General features: G+C 65.4%; 21 protein-coding genes and 1 pseudogene. 20 read left to right on the top strand and 2 right to left on the bottom strand.

Annotated elements, in window-relative coordinates:
* Window positions 1-18 precede the first annotated feature (18 nt).
* The 7 genes from ACNFCI_RS08540 to ACNFCI_RS08510 all read left to right on the top strand — a co-directional run bounded on the left by ACNFCI_RS08540 (window position 19) and on the right by ACNFCI_RS08510 (window position 5,411).
* Window positions 19-1,149 carry a protein-glutamate methylesterase/protein-glutamine glutaminase gene (locus tag ACNFCI_RS08540; RefSeq protein WP_084858214.1) on the top strand — a complete coding sequence of 377 codons (1,131 nt, stop codon included), beginning with the start codon at window positions 19-21 and terminating at the stop codon, window positions 1,147-1,149.
* Entirely contained in the window at window positions 1,149-1,889 is a 741-nt protein-coding gene (locus ACNFCI_RS08535) for a flagellar motor protein (RefSeq protein WP_084858213.1), read from the top strand. Before ACNFCI_RS08540 ends, ACNFCI_RS08535 begins: the two co-directional genes overlap by 1 nt.
* 3 nt (window positions 1,890-1,892) lie before the next feature.
* Window positions 1,893-2,750: a flagellar motor protein MotD gene (motD, locus tag ACNFCI_RS08530; protein WP_084858212.1), complete on the top strand. Its 858-nt coding sequence runs from the start codon at window positions 1,893-1,895 to the stop codon at window positions 2,748-2,750.
* Between the two features lie 92 nt (window positions 2,751-2,842).
* Window positions 2,843-3,631: a ParA family protein gene (locus ACNFCI_RS08525; protein ID WP_084858211.1), complete on the top strand. Its 789-nt coding sequence runs from the start codon at window positions 2,843-2,845 to the stop codon at window positions 3,629-3,631.
* Window positions 3,631-4,494, top strand: coding sequence for a CheW domain-containing protein (locus ACNFCI_RS08520; protein WP_324815535.1), 864 nt, complete (start codon window positions 3,631-3,633; stop codon window positions 4,492-4,494). The genes ACNFCI_RS08525 and ACNFCI_RS08520 overlap by 1 nt, the downstream gene beginning before the upstream one ends.
* A gap of 40 nt (window positions 4,495-4,534) precedes the next feature.
* The gene (locus ACNFCI_RS08515; RefSeq protein ID WP_016393802.1) at window positions 4,535-5,014 is read left to right on the top strand and encodes a chemotaxis protein CheW; all 480 of its coding nucleotides are present in this window, start codon (window positions 4,535-4,537) and stop codon (window positions 5,012-5,014) included.
* A 1-nt stretch (window position 5,015) separates the two neighbouring features.
* Window positions 5,016-5,411 (top strand): DUF2802 domain-containing protein, encoded by a 396-nt coding sequence (locus ACNFCI_RS08510; protein ID WP_084858209.1) that lies wholly within the window; start codon window positions 5,016-5,018, stop codon window positions 5,409-5,411.
* Between the two features lie 179 nt (window positions 5,412-5,590).
* Here the strand turns inward: ACNFCI_RS08510 and ACNFCI_RS08505 are convergent, their stop codons facing one another.
* Both ACNFCI_RS08505 and ACNFCI_RS08500 read right to left on the bottom strand, forming a co-directional pair.
* Window positions 5,591-5,920: an EscU/YscU/HrcU family type III secretion system export apparatus switch protein gene (locus ACNFCI_RS08505; RefSeq protein ID WP_368830011.1), complete on the bottom strand. Its 330-nt coding sequence runs from the start codon at window positions 5,918-5,920 to the stop codon at window positions 5,591-5,593.
* Window positions 5,917-7,482, bottom strand: a complete 1,566-nt coding sequence (locus tag ACNFCI_RS08500) for a flagellar hook-length control protein FliK (protein ID WP_368830010.1) — start codon at window positions 7,480-7,482, stop codon at window positions 5,917-5,919. Before ACNFCI_RS08500 ends, ACNFCI_RS08505 begins: the two co-directional genes overlap by 4 nt.
* Window positions 7,483-7,660: 178 nt before the next feature.
* Here ACNFCI_RS08500 and ccmA point away from each other — a divergent pair, with 178 nt between their 5' ends.
* The 13 genes and pseudogenes from ccmA to ACNFCI_RS08435 all read left to right on the top strand — a co-directional run.
* A complete protein-coding gene (ccmA, locus tag ACNFCI_RS08495) occupies window positions 7,661-8,293 on the top strand; it encodes a cytochrome c biogenesis heme-transporting ATPase CcmA (protein WP_084858206.1) in 633 nt (210 codons plus the stop codon).
* Window positions 8,281-8,958, top strand: coding sequence for a heme exporter protein CcmB (gene ccmB, locus ACNFCI_RS08490; protein ID WP_411969532.1), 678 nt, complete (start codon window positions 8,281-8,283; stop codon window positions 8,956-8,958). Before ccmA ends, ccmB begins: the two co-directional genes overlap by 13 nt.
* 46 nt (window positions 8,959-9,004) lie before the next feature.
* Window positions 9,005-9,769, top strand: coding sequence for a heme ABC transporter permease (locus ACNFCI_RS08485; RefSeq protein ID WP_368830009.1), 765 nt, complete (start codon window positions 9,005-9,007; stop codon window positions 9,767-9,769).
* Window positions 9,769-9,945 (top strand): heme exporter protein CcmD, encoded by a 177-nt coding sequence (gene ccmD, locus ACNFCI_RS08480; protein ID WP_084858204.1) that lies wholly within the window; start codon window positions 9,769-9,771, stop codon window positions 9,943-9,945. Before ACNFCI_RS08485 ends, ccmD begins: the two co-directional genes overlap by 1 nt.
* The gene (gene ccmE / locus ACNFCI_RS08475; protein WP_084858203.1) at window positions 9,942-10,397 is read left to right on the top strand and encodes a cytochrome c maturation protein CcmE; all 456 of its coding nucleotides are present in this window, start codon (window positions 9,942-9,944) and stop codon (window positions 10,395-10,397) included. The genes ccmD and ccmE overlap by 4 nt, the downstream gene beginning before the upstream one ends.
* A gap of 11 nt (window positions 10,398-10,408) precedes the next feature.
* Window positions 10,409-12,382, top strand: coding sequence for a heme lyase CcmF/NrfE family subunit (locus tag ACNFCI_RS08470; RefSeq protein ID WP_172403046.1), 1,974 nt, complete (start codon window positions 10,409-10,411; stop codon window positions 12,380-12,382).
* Window positions 12,379-12,915 carry a DsbE family thiol:disulfide interchange protein gene (locus tag ACNFCI_RS08465; protein ID WP_084858201.1) on the top strand — a complete coding sequence of 179 codons (537 nt, stop codon included), beginning with the start codon at window positions 12,379-12,381 and terminating at the stop codon, window positions 12,913-12,915. The genes ACNFCI_RS08470 and ACNFCI_RS08465 overlap by 4 nt, the downstream gene beginning before the upstream one ends.
* On the top strand, window positions 12,912-13,388 hold the full coding sequence (locus ACNFCI_RS08460) for a cytochrome c-type biogenesis protein CcmH (RefSeq protein WP_368830008.1): 477 nt from the start codon (window positions 12,912-12,914) through the stop codon (window positions 13,386-13,388). Before ACNFCI_RS08465 ends, ACNFCI_RS08460 begins: the two co-directional genes overlap by 4 nt.
* Window positions 13,381-14,574 (top strand): c-type cytochrome biogenesis protein CcmI, encoded by a 1,194-nt coding sequence (ccmI, locus tag ACNFCI_RS08455; RefSeq protein WP_084858199.1) that lies wholly within the window; start codon window positions 13,381-13,383, stop codon window positions 14,572-14,574. Before ACNFCI_RS08460 ends, ccmI begins: the two co-directional genes overlap by 8 nt.
* Window positions 14,575-14,586: 12 nt before the next feature.
* A complete protein-coding gene (locus tag ACNFCI_RS08450) occupies window positions 14,587-15,006 on the top strand; it encodes a hypothetical protein (protein ID WP_084858198.1) in 420 nt (139 codons plus the stop codon).
* A gap of 102 nt (window positions 15,007-15,108) precedes the next feature.
* The gene (locus ACNFCI_RS08445; RefSeq protein WP_368830007.1) at window positions 15,109-16,047 is read left to right on the top strand and encodes an NAD(P)-dependent oxidoreductase; all 939 of its coding nucleotides are present in this window, start codon (window positions 15,109-15,111) and stop codon (window positions 16,045-16,047) included.
* Between the two features lie 51 nt (window positions 16,048-16,098).
* On the top strand, window positions 16,099-16,887 hold the full coding sequence (locus ACNFCI_RS08440) for a PhzF family phenazine biosynthesis protein (RefSeq protein ID WP_084858196.1): 789 nt from the start codon (window positions 16,099-16,101) through the stop codon (window positions 16,885-16,887).
* Between the two features lie 168 nt (window positions 16,888-17,055).
* Window positions 17,056-17,271 (top strand): annotated as a pseudogene (locus ACNFCI_RS08435) (IS256 family transposase); the annotation flags it as partial.

The raw sequence follows: 17,271 nt of genomic DNA, 5'->3' as shown, positions 1-17,271 counted from the left end.
CCGCCTAATGGAGTGTTTATGGCAGTCAAGGTCCTGGTGGTGGATGATTCCGGTTTCTTCCGCCGCCGCGTCTCGGAAATTCTCTCGGCCGACCCGACGATCCAGGTCGTCGGTACTGCGACCAACGGCAAGGAAGCGATCGACCAGGCGCTGGCGCTGCGACCGGATGTCATCACCATGGACTACGAAATGCCCATGATGGATGGCATCACCGCGGTACGCCACATCATGCAGCGCTGCCCGACGCCGGTGTTGATGTTCTCCTCGCTGACCCATGAAGGCGCCCGTGTCACCCTCGACGCGCTGGATGCCGGCGCAGTGGACTACCTGCCGAAGAACTTCGAGGATATCTCGCGCAACCCGGACAAGGTCAGGCAGTTGCTGTGCGAGAAGGTCCACACCCTGTCGCGCAGCAACCGTCGTTTCGGCGGCTATGCCACGGCCATCGCGACGCCAACGCCTGCACCCGCCAGCCATGCCCCGGCCAGCAGCCTGGGCAGCGCATCGCCGGCCCGCAGCGCCGTTCCGGCTGCCCCGGTGACGCGCAGCGCGGCGGGCAGCAGCCACGCGCCCGCGCCCAAGCGCAAGCCCTACAAGCTGGTGGCCATCGGGACGTCCACCGGCGGCCCGGTGGCGCTGCAACGGGTGCTCACCCAGCTGCCGGCCAGCTTCCCGGCGCCGATCGTACTCATCCAGCACATGCCGGCAGCCTTCACCAAGGCCTTCGCCGAGCGCCTGGACAAATTGTGCAGGATCAGCGTCAAGGAAGCCGAGGACGGCGATGTGTTGCGCCCGGGCCTGGCCTTGCTGGCCCCAGGCGGCAAACAGATGATGGTCGACGGCCGAGGCACGGTGAAGATCCTGCCGGGCGACGAGCGCCTGAACTACAAGCCATGCGTGGACATCACTTTCGGTTCTGCGGCCAAGTCCTATGGCGACAAGGTGCTGTCGGTGGTGCTCACCGGCATGGGGGCCGACGGCCGTGAAGGTGCACGTCTGCTCAAGCAGGGCGGCAGCACCGTATGGGCCCAGGATGAGGCCAGCTGCGTGATCTATGGCATGCCCATGGCCATCGTCAAGGCCAACCTGGCCGACGCGGTGTACAGCCTGGACGAAATCGGCAAGCACCTGGTCGAGGCGTGCATCTGATGGACGTGCTGAGCCTGATCGGCCTGATCCTCGCCTTTGTCGCCATCGTCGGCGGCAACTTCCTCGAGGGCGGTCATGTCGGCGCCTTGATCAACGGCCCGGCGGCCCTGATCGTGCTGGGCGGTACCCTGGCGGCGGCGCTGCTGCAGTCGCCGTTGCCGGCCTTCAAGCGGGCCTTGCAGATCCTGCGCTGGATCTTCTTCCCGCCCCGGGTGGACCTGCCCGGTGGCATCGACCGGGTCGTCAACTGGAGCCTGACCGCACGCAAGGAAGGCCTGCTGGGCTTGGAAGGGGTGGCCGATGCCGAGCCCGACCCCTATGCGCGCAAGGGCTTGCAACTGCTGGTCGACGGCGCCGAGCCGGAGGCCATCCGCAGCATTCTCGAGGTCGACTTCCTGACCCAGGAAAGCCGTGATATCCAGGCGGCCAAGGTATTCGAAAGCATGGGCGGCTACGCGCCGACCATCGGCATCATCGGCGCGGTCATGGGCCTGATCCATGTGATGGGCAACCTGGCCGACCCCTCGCAGTTGGGCAATGGCATCGCCGTGGCGTTCGTCGCCACCATCTATGGCGTGGCCAGCGCCAACCTGATCCTGCTGCCGGTCGCCAACAAGCTCAAGGCCATCGCCCTGCGCCAGTCGCGCTATCGCGAGATGCTCCTGGAAGGCCTGCTGTCGATCGCCGAAGGGGAGAACCCACGCTCGATCGAGCTGAAGCTGCAAGGCTTCATGGAGTAGACCATGGCCCGTCGTCGCCATACCGAGGAACACGAGAATCACGAGCGCTGGCTGGTGTCGTACGCCGACTTCATCACCTTGCTGTTCGCCTTCTTCGTGGTCATGTACTCGATTTCCTCGATCAACGAGGGCAAGTACAAGGTCATTTCCCAGGCGCTGATCGGCGTGTTCAACGACCCCGAGCGCAGCATGAAGCCGATCCCCATCGGCGACGAACGCCCGCTGACCATCAAGCCGGCCGAGCCACTGGTCAAGGACAGCGAACAGACCGATGCGGGCCTGGCGCAGAGCAGTGTGGACCCGTTGCAAAGCATTGCCGACGACGTGCGCGAGGCATTCGGCGATTTGATCAAGTCCGACCAGATGACGGTGCGCGGCAACGAACTGTGGGTGGAGATCGAGCTCAACTCGTCGCTGTTGTTCGGCAGTGGCGATGCCATGCCAAGCGACGTGGCCTTCAACCTCATCGAGAAGGTGGCGAACATCCTCAAGCCGTTCGCCAATCCGGTGCACGTGGAGGGTTTCACCGACAACCTGCCGATTCGCACGGCCCAGTATCCGACCAACTGGGAACTGTCGTCGGCGCGCGCGGCGAGCATCGTCCGCTTGCTGGCCATGAATGGTGTGAACCCGGCACGCATGGCCTCGGTGGGCTATGGCGAGTACCAGCCGGTGGCGAGCAACGACACCGCCGAAGGCCGGGCCCGCAACCGTCGGGTGGTCCTGGTGATTTCCCGTAACCTCGAGGTGCGTCGCAGCCTGACCGGTTCCGGTAGCGCCAATGCCACGCCAGATGCGGCTTTGCGCCGTGCTGGCACACAAAGTGCACCGGCAACGCCAGCAGCGGTGGCGGGGCCATAACTCGTCAATTCTCTGGCACCGTGTCCCTGCGGGGAGGCGGCGAAGCCGGTTCCCACAGCGGGCAGCGTCATCAACGAGTCATGAGTCGTCCTATGAGAGTCTGGGCAGTAGCCAATCAAAAAGGTGGCGTCGGCAAGACCACCACTACCATCGCCTTGGCCGGCTTGCTGGCCGAGGCGGGCAAGCGCGTGGTCGTGGTCGACCTCGACCCCCACGGCTCGATGACCAGCTACTTCGGGCACAACCCCGACGCCCTGGAGCACAGCTGCTACGACCTATTCCTGCACAAGGGCTCGGTACCCGAGGGCCTGCCCGGGCAACTGCTGCTGCCGACCAGCGACGAGCGTATTTCGTTGCTGCCCTCGAGCACCGCGCTGGCAGTGCTCGAGCGCCAGTCGCCGGGGCAGAGTGGCCTGGGCCTGGTAATCGCCAAGAGTCTGGCGCAGCTGTGGCAGGACTTCGACTTCGCCTTGATCGACAGCCCGCCACTGCTCGGTGTGCTGATGGTCAACGCCCTGGCGGCCAGCCAGCAGTTGGTGATCCCGGTGCAGACCGAGTTTCTCGCCGTCAAGGGGCTCGAGCGCATGGTTGGAACCCTGGCCATGGTCAACCGCTCGCGGCGCCAGGCCTTGCCCTACCAGATCGTGCCGACCCTGTTCGACCGGCGGACCCAGGCCTCGCTGGGCACCCTCAAGGTGCTGCGCGACAACTACGGCGAACAGGTCTGGCCGGGTTACATCCCGGTTGATACACGCCTGCGCGACGCGAGCCGGGCGGGGGTTACGCCTTCGCAGTTCGATGGCAAGAGCCGTGGCCTGATCGCTTACCGGGCGCTGCTCAAGCACCTGCTCACCCAACAATCGGCACTGCAGGTGGCCTGATGAATTCCGCACGGCAAACCACCACCAAGCCGCAACTGGCCCTGCAGTCCTACCTCGATGGTCTGCTCCAGGAGGCCACGCAGGAACTCGACCCGCTCCCGGGGCCGGCCGAGGCGGCTCCCAGCGACGAATTTGCCGAGGCGGTTCGCCAGGAGCAGGCACAGGACGCCCTGCGTGAAGCCCATGCCCCTGTAATGCTGCGGCCATTCGCTGAGCCCGAGGCCAAGGTCCTGCCCTCGGTGCTGGCACCCGTCGAGCTTGAGCCGGTGTCCGCCGAGGTCGTGGGCGAGGCCGAAAAAGCAGCTGAGGTGATCACGCCTGTGGCGCCCCTGGTCGATGTGCACTTGCCATCAGCCGGCGCGGTGCTGCCGCCCAAGACTGTCGACGGGCGCCCGGCCTGGGCGGCCGAGCCGTTCGAATGCCTGTTGTTCGATGTCGCCGGCCTGACCCTGGCCGTGCCGCTGGTCTGCCTGGGTTCGATCTACAGCCTGGCTGGCCAGGAACTGACTCCGTTGTTCGGCCAGCCAGACTGGTTCCTCGGCATCCTGACCTGCCAGGCGGGTAACCTCAAGGTACTGGACACCGCGCGCTGGGTCATGCCCGACCGCTACCGCGAGGACTTCCGCCAGGGCCTGCAATACGTGATTTCCGTCCAGGGCTATGAATGGGGGCTGGCCGTGCACCAGGTCAGCCGTTCCCTGCGCCTGGACCCGGCCGAGATCAAGTGGCGCAGCCAGCGTGGGCAGCGCCCATGGCTGGCCGGCACGGTGATCGAACACATGTGTGCCTTGCTCGATGTCGCCGAACTGGCTGAGTTGATCGCCAGCGGCGCCGTCAAGCAGATGCACGCCAAACACCAATGACCGAACACACCGCCGAGCGCGGATTTCAAGGGGTAGGGGAATGAAAAAGTCGTCTGCACAAGGTTCCGAAGATCCGATCCTGCAGTGGGTAACCTTCCGTCTGGACAACGAGTCCTACGGCATCAATGTCATGCAGGTGCAGGAAGTCCTGCGCTATACCGAGATCGCGCCGGTACCGGGTGCGCCGAGCTATGTGCTGGGCATCATCAACCTGCGCGGCAACGTGGTCACGGTGATCGACACCCGCCAGCGTTTTGGCCTGATGCCCAGCGACGTCACCGACAACACCCGTATCGTCATCATCGAGGCGGACAAGCAGGTGGTCGGTATCCTGGTCGACAGCGTCGCCGAGGTGGTCTATCTGCGCCAATCGGAGATCGAAACCGCGCCGAATGTCGGTAACGAGGAGTCGGCCAAGTTCATCCAGGGCGTGTGCAACAAGAATGGCGAGCTGCTGATCCTGGTCGAGCTGGACAAGATGATGACCGAGGAAGAGTGGTCCGAGCTGGAGAACATCTGAGTTGATCTTCGAGGCTGCTGTCCTTCTCCTGGCGCTGCTATGGGCGCTGAGCCTGTGGTTGTTCCTCAACTACAGCAAGCGCCAGCGCGAGCTGGCCGCCCAGCAGGCCCAGGGCGATGCGCTGCGTGACCAGCGCATCAAGGACCTGGCCAAGCGCCTGGACGACTACCAGAACGGTACCGTGCGCATGGGCGAGGCGATCCACGAATTGCGCGCGGTGGTCGCCCCGTTGCCCGACAAGCTCCAGCAACTGGAGCAGCGCGACCCCAACAGCGTGACCTTCACCCAGGCGGCCAAGCTGGTGGGCATGGGTGCCAGCGTCGAGGAGCTGACCCGCACCTGCGGCCTGACCCAGGCCGAAGCGGAGCTGATGAGCAAGCTGCATCGCAGCGAGTGAAGCGATCCATCGACCTCTTTGTAGGAGTGGCCTTGCACCGCGATGGGGCGCGAAGCGGCCCTGAGTTCATGTGCACGGTTTGCCCGAGAAACCGGCATGGCCGATATTAGGGCCGCTTTGCGCCCCATCGCGGCACAAGGCCGCTCCTACAGGTTTCTGTCAGATCAATGAGCTTCGCGCTATGAGGGCAGGCGCAGCTGCGTGGGCGTGACGTCGCGCTCGGGCGGCGGTGCGTCATCGAAGCCCGCAGGCACCTTGCCACGTAACTGCCAGGCGAAGGCAATGATCTCGGCGATGGTCAGGTACAGCGCCTCGGGGATCTGTTCCCCCAGCTCCAGGCGCGCCAGCAACCGCACCAGCTCGGCATTCTCATAGATCGGCACCTCGTGTTCGCGGGCGATGGCAAGAATGACCTCGGCCAGTTCGTCGTCGCCCTTGGCGCTTAAAGTCGGGGCTTGCTGGCCGTCGTAGCTCAGGGCGATGGCCTGGCGCGGTTGCTTGCTGCTCATGCGTTTTCATCCACCCAACGTTGTTCCAGGCGTGTGCGTGCCCCTTGCGGCGGGGTGCCGGGGTGGCACTCCAGGTCGCCGACCTCCAGGCCGCGGGCCACCAGCCGTTCGCGCAGCTCACCCAACTGACGCTCGATCAGCTGCGCGGTCTGGGGCAACTGCGCCCACAGCTGGCCCGAGAGCCGACCCTGGTTCAACTGTGCCTGGACCTGCAAGGGGCCGAGCGGTGGCAGGTCGAATGCCAGTTCGAGACGCCACAACGACGCCAGCGGATCGCGTTGCTCACGTTGCGGGTCGGCCTGTTGCTCCGGCGTTTCCTCGCGTTGCAGCTTGACCTGCAAGGGTATGAATTCCTGGCCATGGCGGATTGGTATTTCAGACTGCCAGGTGGTCAGCAGGTTGCCGTTTTCGTTGATGCCGGTTTGCTGCAGGCTGGACAGCTGATGGCTCTGCAGACGTGCGATGGCGGCGGCGGCCAGGCGCAGCAACTGCTGCAGGTCGCCTTCCTCTTCCAGGCTCTTCAGCAACCGCGAGGGTAGAGGGAATGCGCCGGGGTGAGGCTTGGGCGTATTGCGCTCGAGCATGCCCAAGGCGCCTCGGGCCATACCGGGAAAGGCCTGCGCCAGCGTATTGGCCACCGCTGGGTTGAAGGGCGTCCCGGTAGGGAGGGAAGGCATGGCCTGGGCCACCAGGCGAATCAATTGCGCCTTCAAGTCCGTTGCCACGCCGCTTGCCAGCCCTGCCAGCAGCTTCGATTCGAGGAAGGCGCCACTGCTTTGCAGCGCCTGGGCCACGGCCTTGGCGTCGCCCAGTTGCCGTGCCTCAGGAAGGCTGGCCAGCAGGCGTTCGGCACTGACCCGCAGATCGCCGTTGCCGTTCGGGGCGCGGGCCAGTTGTTGCAAGGCATCGAGCAACCCCGGCAGCGAGGCCTGGCGGCTCTGCTGCGCACCAAGCATTTGAGTAATGGCCAGATGATCCTGGCGACCGCCCAGAGGCACGAAGCGCAGCGACTGGTCACCCTGTACCAGGGCGCTGAGCAGGCTGCCCACCGCCAACGGCCTCGGGCTGTCGATGGTCAGGGTGGCGCCGGCCTGGGGGCTGTTGAGCAGACTCACCAGCGAACGGAAGCTGGCCGCTTCGCCGGGATTCATCGGCAGGGCCTGGCTGGTCAGCACCTTGCCTTGCAACAGGGTGCCGACCGGCACCTGGGCTGTATCGAGGCGGGTGAGGGCCGCACTGTTGCCGGCATTGGCTTGCTGCACGAGGATTGCAAGGCGGTTGCCTTCGGTCTGGGTGACGGTTACCTGGCTACCTTGGGGCAGGGGCTGGCTGGCGCTGGCCTGCAGCTGGGTCTGGTTGCCGTTGGCCAGGGTCAGGCGCAGCAACAACTGGAAGTCCTGGCCGACCTGGCGCAACGACAATACATCGACCCGGGCGGTCTCGCCGGGTGCCATCAAGCCCGGCTGAGGCTGTAGCAGACGCAGCAATTCGCCGGTCATCGCGGCCTTGCCGGCTTGCAGGCCCAGCACGGTTTGTGCGCCGAGACTATTGATTTCAGTCATGATTGTATACAACCTGTCGGACCAGCCCTCTTGGCAGCGGGACGTTGCATGTAATAATGCCCGCCCGTCCGCCATTGCCACTATAACGGCAGTGGCTGGGGCGACTTGAGACACTGGGTCGAGGTTCGCTGCCGCCTTCATGCAGCGAGCCTGGGCCCAACCTGTATAAGGCGAAACCGTGACCCTTCACCTACAAGCCACAGGCCTGGCCTGCGAGCGCGACTGGCGATTGCTCTTCGAGCACCTGGAATTCCAGTTGCGGCCCGGTGACATGCTACAGATCAGCGGCCCCAACGGCAGCGGCAAGACCAGCCTGCTGCGCCTGTTGGCCGGGCTGATGCAGCCGACGGCCGGGCAGATCCTGCTGGGCGGCCAGCCGCTGGCCGAGCAGCGCCATGCCCTGGCCAGTATCCTGCTGTGGATCGGCCATGCCGCCGGCATCAAGGACCTGCTCACCGCCGAGGAAAACCTCGCCTGGCTGTGCGCCCTGCACCAGCCGGCCAGTGCCGAGGCCATCTGGCAGGCCTTGGCTGCGGTAGGCCTGCGGGGTTTCGAGGATGTGCCGTGCCATACCTTGTCGGCCGGCCAGCAGCGCCGCGTGGCCCTGGCCCGGTTGTACCTGGACAGCCCACCGCTGTGGATCCTGGACGAACCCTTCACGGCCCTGGACAAGCAGGGCGTGGCCCAGCTCGAGGCACACCTGGCGGCCCACTGCGAGCAGGGGGGGACGGTAGTACTGACCACCCACCACAACCTCGAGCGCAAGCCCTCCGGCTACCGCGAACTGAACCTGGGGCAATGGGCGGCATGAGCGTATTCATCCTGTTGCTGCGCCGCGAGGCGCGCCTGTTATGTCGTCGTCCGGCGGAGCTGGCCAACCCGCTGGTGTTCTTCGCGATCGTCGTCGCCTTGTTCCCACTGGCGGTCGGGCCTGAGACACAATTGTTGCAAACCTTGTCGCCAGGCCTGGTCTGGGTGGCCGCGTTACTGGCCGTGCTGCTGTCGCTGGACGGCCTGTTTCGCAGCGACTTCGAGGACGGCTCGCTGGAACAGTGGGTGCTGTCGCCGCACCCCTTGGCAATGCTGGTGCTGGCCAAGGTGTTGGCGCACTGGATCTTTTCCGGGCTGGCGCTGGTATTGTTGGCACCGCTGCTGGCGCTGATGCTGGGCCTGCCCGCCAATTGCCTGCCGGTACTGCTGGGCTCGCTGCTGCTGGGTACACCGGTGCTGAGCCTGCTGGGCGCAGTGGGCGCGGCGCTGACCGTCGGTCTCAAACGCGGTGGCCTGTTGCTGGCGTTGCTGATCCTGCCGCTGTATATCCCGGTATTGATCCTGGGCAGTGGCGCCTTGCAAGCGGCATTGCAGAATATGCCCGCCACCGGCCATTTGCTCTGGTTGGCCAGCCTGACGGCCCTGGCGGTGACACTGGCACCTTTTGCGATCGCGGCCGGCCTGAAGATCAGCGTCGGCGAATAACGAGTCTCGGGCTTCCAAGCCCGGCAAATACCCTGGATGTACCCTGATGAAAATGAGCTGGACGTGGTTCCACAAGCTGGGCTCCCCCAAATGGTTCTATGCGATCAGTGGGCGCATGCTGCCCTGGCTGACCGTTTCCGCCGTCCTTCTGCTGTTGGTCGGCATCACCTGGGGGCTGGCCTTCGCGCCCCAGGACTACCAACAGGGCAACAGCTTCCGGATCATCTACATCCATGTGCCGGCCGCCATGCTGGCGCAGTCGTGCTATGTGCTGCTGGCGGTGGCTGGAGTGGTGGGGCTGGTATGGAAGATGAAACTGGCCGATGTCGCCCTGCAATGCGCCGCCCCCATCGGTGCCTGGATGACTGCGGTGGCGCTGGTGACCGGGGCGATCTGGGGCAAGCCGACCTGGGGTAGCTGGTGGGTCTGGGATGCACGCCTTACCTCCATGCTCATCCTCTTGTTCCTGTACTTCGGCATCATTGCCCTGGGTCAGGCGATCAGCAACCGCAACAGCGCGGCCAAGGCCTGCGCGGTGCTGGCCATCGTCGGCGTGGTGAACATCCCGATCATCAAGTATTCGGTGGAGTGGTGGAACACCCTGCACCAGGGCGCCACTTTCACCCTGACCGAAAAGCCTGCCATGCCGGCTGAGATGTGGTTGCCATTGCTGCTGACGGCGCTCGGTTTCTACTGCTTCTTCGGCGCAGTGCTGTTGGTGCGCATGCGCCTCGAGGTGCTCAAGCGCGAAGCCCGTGCCAGCTGGGTGCGGGAGGAAGTACTGAACAGCCTGGGTCGGAGGGCCGCCTGATGAGTTTCGCATCCTTCGGTGATTTCCTCGCCATGGGGCACCATGGCTTGTACGTCTGGTCGGCCTATGGCATCTGCCTGGCAGTGCTGGCGCTCAATGTCGCAGCGCCCCTGCTGGCCCGCCGCCGCTACCTGCAAGAAGAGGCGCGTCGTCTGCGCCGGGAGAACAACCAGTGAATCCGCAGCGCAAGAAACGCCTGTTCCTCATCCTCGGCCTGCTGGTCGGCGTGGCCATCGCCGTCGGCTTCGCCCTGAGCGCCCTGCAGCAGAACATCAACCTGTTCTATACCCCGACCCAGATCGCCAATGGCGAGGCGCCCCTCGATACCCGCATCCGCGCAGGCGGCATGGTCGAGAAGGGCTCGGTGCAGCGTTCGTCCGACTCGCTGGACGTGCGCTTCGTGGTCACCGACTTCAACAAGTCGGTGCCGATCACCTACCGTGGCATCCTGCCTGACCTGTTCCGCGAAGGGCAGGGCATCGTGGCCTTGGGCAAGCTCAACGCCGAAGGCGTGGTGGTGGCCGACGAGGTACTGGCCAAGCACGACGAGAAATACATGCCGCCCGAGGTCACCAAGGCCCTGAAGGAGAGCGGCCAGGCGGCCACCGGCGCGGAGCCCAAGCCATGAATGCGGCCCTGGTGATCCCCGAACTCGGGCAGTTGTCGATGATCCTGGCGATCTGCTTTGCCGTGGTGCAGGCCAGTGTGCCGTTGCTCGGCGCCTGGCGCGGCGACAGCCTGTGGATGAGCCTGGCACGACCGGCGGCGTGGGGGCAGTTCGCCTTCCTGGCGTTCGCCTTCGCCTGCCTTACCCATGCCTTCATGACCGACAACTTCTCGGTAGCCTATGTGGCCAGCAACTCCAACAGCGCCTTGCCCTGGTATTACAAGTTCAGCGCCGTATGGGGCGCGCATGAAGGCTCGCTGTTGCTCTGGGCGCTGATCCTGGGGGGGTGGACCTTCGCCGTGTCGGTGTTCTCGCGCCAGTTGCCGCAGGTGATGCTGGCCCGGGTACTGGCGGTGATGGGCATGATCAGCGTGGGCTTCCTGTCGTTCCTGATCATCACCTCCAACCCGTTCGAACGCCTGTTGCCCCAGGTACCGACCGACGGGCGCGACCTCAACCCGCTGTTGCAGGACTTCGGCCTGATCGTCCATCCGCCGATGCTGTACATGGGCTACGTCGGCTTCTCGGTGGCCTTCGCCTTCGCTATCGCCGCCCTGCTGGGCGGGCGCCTGGATGCCGCCTGGGCGCGCTGGTCGCGGCCCTGGACCATCGTCGCCTGGGCCTTCCTCGGCGTCGGCATCACCCTGGGCTCCTGGTGGGCCTACTACGAGCTGGGCTGGGGCGGCTGGTGGTTCTGGGACCCGGTGGAAAACGCTTCCTTCATGCCATGGCTGGTAGGTACGGCGTTGATCCACTCGCTGGCGGTCACCGAGAAGCGTGGGGTATTCAAGAGCTGGACCGTGCTGCTGGCGATCGCTGCCTTCTCCCTGAGCCTGCTGGGGACCTTCCTGGTCCGTTCCGGCGTGCTGACCTCGGTGCATGCCTTCGCATCCGACCCATCCCGTGGCGTGTTCATCCTGGTCTTCCTGCTGTTCGTGGTCGGCGGCTCGCTGACCTTGTTCGCCCTGCGCGCCCCTGTGGTCAAGAGCCAGGTGGGCTTTGCCCTGTGGTCGCGCGAGACCTTGCTGCTGGCCAATAACCTGGTGCTGGTGGTGGCGGCGTCCATGATTCTGCTCGGTACCCTCTACCCGCTGGTGCTCGATGCCCTGACCGGGGCGAAGCTTTCGGTCGGCCCGCCTTACTTCGATGCATTGTTCCTGCCGTTGATGGCATTGCTGATGGTGGTATTGGGGATCGGCGTGGTTGTGCGTTGGAAGGACACCCCGGGCAAATGGCTGGTGGGCATGTTGACCCCGGTGCTGCTGGGCAGCGCGGTGCTGGCGCCGGTCGCTGGCCTGCTGGTCGACGACTTCGACTGGCCGGCCCTGAGCGCGTTCGCCCTGGCCGCCTGGGTGGTACTGGCGGGCGTGCGCGACATCCTCGACAAGACCCGTCACAAGGGCATCGCCAAGGGCTTGCGCGGCTTGTCGCGCAGCTATTGGGGCATGCACCTGGCGCACCTGGGCCTGGCGGTGTGTGCCCTGGGCGTGGTGCTGTCGAGCAACAACAGTGCCGAGCGCGACCTGCGCATGGCGCCGGGCGAGACCGTGGAACTGGGGGGGTATCACTTCCTGTTCGAGGGCGCCCGGCACTTCGAGGGGCCGAACTTCATCTCCGACAAGGGCACCGTGCGCATCAGCCGCGACGGCCGCGAGGTGACCGTGCTGCACCCTGAGAAGCGCCTGTACACCGTGCAACAGTCGATGATGACCGAGGCCGGTATCGACGCCGGCTTCACCCGCGACCTGTACGTCGCCCTCGGCGAGCCCCTGGACAACGGTGCCTGGGCGGTACGGGTGCATATCAAGCCATATGTCCGCTGGATCTGGCTGGGCGGTCTGCTGACCGCGCTGGGTGGCTTCCTGGCGGCGTTCGACCGACGCTATCGCGTCAAGGTCAAGGCCCGGGTGCGTGATGTCCTGGGCATGTCTGGAGCAACTGCATGAAGCGTTGGATCATGGTGTTGCCGTTGGCGGTGTTCCTGCTGATGGCGGTCTTCCTCTACAAGGGCCTGTTCCTCAAGCCCGACGAACTGCCCTCGGCGATGATCGGCAAGCCGTTCCCGGCCTTCTCGCTGGCCTCGGTCCAGGGCGACCGCACGCTCACCCCGGCCGACCTGCAGGGCCGCCCGGCACTGGTCAATGTCTGGGCCACCTGGTGCCCGTCGTGCAAGGTCGAACACCCTTACCTGAACCAGCTCGCCGAGCAGGGCGTGGTCATCCACGGGGTCAACTACAAGGACGACAACGCCGCGGCGCTGAAATGGCTGGCCGACTTCCATAACCCCTACCAGCTGAACATCCGTGACGAGCAGGGCAGCCTTGGGCTGGACCTGGGCGTGTATGGGGCACCGGAAACCTTCCTGATCGATGCCAAGGGCATCATCCGCTACAAGCACGTGGGCGTGGTCGATGCCACGGTCTGGCGTGAACAACTGGCGCCGCTGTACCAGGGCCTGCTCGACGAGGCCAAGCCATGAGGCGCTGGTTGGCAGTGGCGGTGTTGGTCCTGGGCGTGGCCGGTGTGGCCCGGGCCGCCATCGATACCTACCAGTTCCGCGATGACGCCGAGCGCGAGCGCTACCAGCAACTGACCAAGGAGCTGCGTTGCCCCAAGTGCCAGAACCAGGACATCGCCGATTCCAATGCGCCGATCGCAGCCGACTTGCGTCGGGAGATCTTCCGCATGCTCGGCGAAGGCAAGAGCAACCAGCAGATCGTCGATTTCATGGTCGATCGCTATGGCGACTTCGTGCGCTACAAGCCGGCGCTCACCGGCCGCACCTGGCTGCTCTGGTTCGGCCCGGGCATCCTCCTGGCCTCGGGCTTCGTGGTGCTAGCGCTGATCGTGCGCCGTCGTCGCGGGCCGGTAGCGGCCTCGACCGAGCAATTGTCGCCTGAAGAACGCGAGCGCCTCGCCAAACTGCTGGATAAAGAACAGACCCATGACTGAATTCTGGCTTAGCGCGGGCCTGCTGTTGCTCGCCGCCCTGGCTTTCCTGCTGATCCCGACCCTGCGCGGCCGCCGCCAGCAGCAGGAAGAAGACCGTACTGCCCTCAATGTCGCCCTGTACCAGGAGCGGGTCGCCGAGCTGGCGGCCCAGCAGGAAGCCGGCGTGCTCGATGCCGATCAGCTGGCCAAGGGGCGTGACGAGGCAGCCCGTGAACTGTTGGCCGATACCGAGGGCGCCGAGGCGTCGCGCCAGGGCCATCTGGGCAAGGCGCTGCCGCTGCTGGCGGCGGTCCTGGTGCCGGCGATGGGCCTTGGGCTGTACCTGCATTTCGGCGCCGTCGACAAGGTCGAGCTGACCCGCGAGTTCGCCCAGGCGCCGCAATCGATGGAAGAAATGACCACGCGCCTGGAGCGTGCCGTGCAGGCCCAGCCGGACTCGGCAGAGGGTCTGTACTTCCTTGGCCGCGCCTACATGGCCGAGCAGCGCCCGGCCGACGCCGCACGTATTTTCGAGCGCGCCGTCGCCTTGGCCGGTCGCCAGCCCGAGTTGCTTGGCCAGTGGGCCCAGGCCTTGTATTTCGCCGCGAACAAGCAGTTCAGCGAGCAGGTGCAGGCCCTGACCGACGAAGCGCTCAAGGCCGACCCCAAGGAGGTGACCAGCCTTGGTCTGCGCGGGATCGCCGCGTTCGAGGGCGAGCGCTACCAGGAGGCGATCGACTATTGGCAGCGCCTGCTGGCGCAATTGCCCGAGGGCGACGCTTCACGCGCCGCGCTTCAGGGCGGCATCGACCGTGCCGCCGAAAGGCTGCAGGCGGTGGGCGGTAAACCGGCGGCAGCGCCCGAGGCTGCTCGCCTGAAGGTACGGGTGACACTGGCCGACAAGCTCAAGGACAAGGTCAAGCCCGGCGACACGGTGTTCATCTTCGCCCGTGCCAGCAATGGCCCGCCCATGCCCGTTGCGGCCAAGCGCGTGACGGTGGCTCAGTTGCCGCTGGAGGTGGAGCTGTCCGACGCCGATGCGATGATGCCGCAGATGAAACTGTCGGACTTCAGTGAGGTCCAACTGGTTGCCCGTGTGTCCCGTGCCGGCCAACCGACCCGGGGCGAGTGGATCGGCCAGAGCGCGCCGCTGTCCACCCATACCGAGGCAGCCCAGCACCTGACTATCGACAGCCCAGATCAATAAGAGAGCATTTGCATGAACAGCGCCGTCCGTCTGACCCTGATCACCCTGGCACTGGGTCTTTCCGCCTGTACGGTGCAACAACCAAGCGACGAGCCGTGGCCGCCGGTCGAAACCGCGCCGCCGCGCCAGGGGCCGGTGATCAAGCCGGCGCCGAGCGGGCAGCCGAGCACCCGGCCGAGTAAACCGGCCAGCGCGCCCAAGGCCATGCCGCGCACCTCCGCCAGCTTCGCACCGCCGCCGGGCGGCGCCAGCCACTGGGACCCGCGCATGGGCGTCTATGTGCTTGAAAACAAGCCCAACACCTTCTATCGCCAGCGCACCTACTACCGCTGGAACAATGGCTGGAGCTGGTCGCTGAGCCCCGAGGGCCCTTGGCAGGAAACCGACAGCAGCGGCGTTCCGGGCGGCCTGGGTCGGGCGTTCGCTCAGTAAACGTCGACTACCGATACAGTACAGTTATGGCCCAATATTCTCATTGACTGTACTGGCCGGTCCCCACGCATAATCCCTTCTCGCACACGAGCCGGAGGGCGCATGAGCAAGACCGTTCTGGTGCTGGTGGAAACCGTCGATGACTATTTGCCGCTACTCGAGCAGGCCGGTTTTCGGCTGATCCGCGCGCCGTCGCCGCAATTGCGCGCCGAGGCCATCGTGCGCTTCGGTGCCCAGGTCGATGCGGTACTGACCCGCGGCCCGCTGGGCCTGACGGCCAACGAGATCGAAGCCTTGCCGGCGCTTAGGATCATCTGTGTGATCGGCGCCGGCTACGAACAGGTCGACCTGGCTGCCGCCTCGGCTCGCGGCATTACCGTGACCAATGGTGCCGGCGCCAATGCCGCAGCGGTCGCCGACCATGCCCTGGCGCTTCTGCTGGCCTTGCTGCGCGATGTGCCACGGGCCGATGCCAGCACGCGCCGGGGGGAATGGAACCGGGTCCTCAGCCCTTCGGTGAGCGGCAAGCGCCTGGGGATCCTTGGCCTGGGCGCGGTCGGTCGGGCGATCGCCAAGCGGGCGAACCTGGGCTTCGACATGAGTATCAGCTACCACAGCCGCACGCCGCGTCGCGACGTGCCCTACACCTGGCATGACAGCGTGCCGAGCCTGGCCGAGGCCGTGGATATCCTGGTGGTGGCGACGCCCGGGGGGCATGCCACCCGCCACCTGGTCGATGCCCAGGTGCTGCAAGCGTTGGGGCCGGACGGCTATCTGGTCAACATCGCCCGGGCCAGCGTGGTCGATACCCAGGCCCTGGTCGATGCCCTGAGCCGAGGTGCGATCGCAGGCGCCGCACTGGATGTCTTCGATGACGAGCCTGCCGTGCCCGATGCGCTCAAGGTGCTCGGCAATACCGTACTCACACCTCATGTGGCCGGCCAATCACCGGATGCGGCACGGGATACGGTGAACCTGGTGCTCCTTAACCTGCAGGCGTTCTTTGCCGGTGAGCCGGTGCTGACCCCGGTCCGTTCCTGACCCTTTCCCCTGAACCTGCCGGGCCTGAGGCCGGGCATGAGGAGCTTTTGCATGCAACTCGAGATCTTCCAGGTCGATGCGTTTTCTGCCACACCGTTCGGTGGCAACCCGGCGGCAGTGGTGCCGTTGGAGTGTTGGCTGCCGGATGAGACGCTGCAGCGTGTGGCTGAGGAGAACAACCTTTCCGAGACGGCGTATTTCGTACGCAATGGCGAGGCGTTCGACTTGCGCTGGTTCACGCCCAGCGTCGAGGTGGATTTGTGCGGGCACGCGACGTTGGCGGCGGCCTGGGTGCTGTTCGAGCAGTTGGGCGAGCAGGCCGCGGTGCTGCGGTTCAATACGCGCAGCGGGGAATTGCGGGTCAGCCGTGGCAGCGATGGGTTGCTGGCGATGGACTTTCCGGCCAAGCAGCCGGTGGCGGTCGACGTGCCCGAAGGGTTACTCGAGGCGCTGGGGCTGAACAGTGTCCGGGCGGTTTATCGTACCGATGATTATGTGGTGGTGATCGACGATGCGGCGTTGCTGGAGCCCTTGGCACCGGACTTCGTGGCATTGGGCGCGTTCGATGTGCGTGGTATCGCGGTGACCGCGCCGGGGCGAGGGTTCGATTTCGTGACGCGGTGGTTTGGACCGCGGGTAGGGGTCAACGAAGACCCGGTGACAGGGTCGGCGCATACCTCGCTGGCGCCCTATTGGGCTGAGCGGCTGGGCAAGCGCAGCCTGATATGCGAGCAGGGCGGCCGGCGCAAGGGGCAGTTGTGGTGCGAGGTGCCTGGGAATGGGCGGGTGATCATCAGCGGGCGGGGGGCGTTGTACCTGCGTGGGGTGATCTCTATCTGATGGGTTGCCTTCGGTTTCCTGGCGGCGTTCAAGTTACCGGTTGCGCCAATCGCGACGTCAGGAGGCCGGATGCAGGAGCCAGCGGTTTTGCCTACTTTTGCCCAAGAGCAAAAGTAGAGGGTGTCAGAAATTTTGTGTTCGGGCATAACATGAGTAAGAGGTGCATGTATGCCAACCAAAAAGAAACCCTTGCGTGACCTGCCCAAAATCCCCAAAGAACTGCTGGAGCAGTTCGGTGAGGGCCTGATGACTGCAGAGGCTATCGAGGATGCCTCTGCGGCGTTCAAGAAGGCCTTGATCGAGCGCGCCCTGCATGCCGAGCTCGGCCACCACCTGGGTTATCCGCCGGGCGCGCAGCGCCCAGAGGATGAAACCAATCAACGT

Source organism: Pseudomonas sp. NY15356, from assembly GCF_048068175.1.
Classification (GTDB): Bacteria; Pseudomonadota; Gammaproteobacteria; order Pseudomonadales; family Pseudomonadaceae; genus Aquipseudomonas; species Aquipseudomonas putida_K.
Note: the sequence above shows the minus strand (reverse complement) of the source record. Positions and strands in the feature narration are given on the sequence as shown.

Excerpts from the sequence above, each read along its gene's own strand:
- ACNFCI_RS08540 (WP_084858214.1), top strand. The coding sequence starts at position 19 with ATGGCAGTCAAGGTCCTGGTGGTGGATGATTCCGGTTTCTTCCGCCGC.
- ACNFCI_RS08535 (WP_084858213.1), top strand. The coding sequence starts at position 1,149 with ATGGACGTGCTGAGCCTGATCGGCCTGATCCTCGCCTTTGTCGCCATC.
- motD (WP_084858212.1), top strand. The coding sequence starts at position 1,893 with ATGGCCCGTCGTCGCCATACCGAGGAACACGAGAATCACGAGCGCTGG.
- ACNFCI_RS08525 (WP_084858211.1), top strand. The coding sequence starts at position 2,843 with ATGAGAGTCTGGGCAGTAGCCAATCAAAAAGGTGGCGTCGGCAAGACC.
- ACNFCI_RS08520 (WP_324815535.1), top strand. The coding sequence starts at position 3,631 with ATGAATTCCGCACGGCAAACCACCACCAAGCCGCAACTGGCCCTGCAG.
- ACNFCI_RS08515 (WP_016393802.1), top strand. The coding sequence starts at position 4,535 with ATGAAAAAGTCGTCTGCACAAGGTTCCGAAGATCCGATCCTGCAGTGG.
- ACNFCI_RS08505 (WP_368830011.1), bottom strand. The coding sequence starts at position 5,920 with ATGAGCAGCAAGCAACCGCGCCAGGCCATCGCCCTGAGCTACGACGGC.
- ACNFCI_RS08500 (WP_368830010.1), bottom strand. The coding sequence starts at position 7,482 with ATGACTGAAATCAATAGTCTCGGCGCACAAACCGTGCTGGGCCTGCAA.
- ccmB (WP_411969532.1), top strand. The coding sequence starts at position 8,281 with ATGGGCGGCATGAGCGTATTCATCCTGTTGCTGCGCCGCGAGGCGCGC.
- ACNFCI_RS08485 (WP_368830009.1), top strand. The coding sequence starts at position 9,005 with ATGAAAATGAGCTGGACGTGGTTCCACAAGCTGGGCTCCCCCAAATGG.
- ccmD (WP_084858204.1), top strand. The coding sequence starts at position 9,769 with ATGAGTTTCGCATCCTTCGGTGATTTCCTCGCCATGGGGCACCATGGC.
- ACNFCI_RS08465 (WP_084858201.1), top strand. The coding sequence starts at position 12,379 with ATGAAGCGTTGGATCATGGTGTTGCCGTTGGCGGTGTTCCTGCTGATG.
- ACNFCI_RS08460 (WP_368830008.1), top strand. The coding sequence starts at position 12,912 with ATGAGGCGCTGGTTGGCAGTGGCGGTGTTGGTCCTGGGCGTGGCCGGT.
- ccmI (WP_084858199.1), top strand. The coding sequence starts at position 13,381 with ATGACTGAATTCTGGCTTAGCGCGGGCCTGCTGTTGCTCGCCGCCCTG.
- ACNFCI_RS08450 (WP_084858198.1), top strand. The coding sequence starts at position 14,587 with ATGAACAGCGCCGTCCGTCTGACCCTGATCACCCTGGCACTGGGTCTT.
- ACNFCI_RS08445 (WP_368830007.1), top strand. The coding sequence starts at position 15,109 with ATGAGCAAGACCGTTCTGGTGCTGGTGGAAACCGTCGATGACTATTTG.
- ACNFCI_RS08440 (WP_084858196.1), top strand. The coding sequence starts at position 16,099 with ATGCAACTCGAGATCTTCCAGGTCGATGCGTTTTCTGCCACACCGTTC.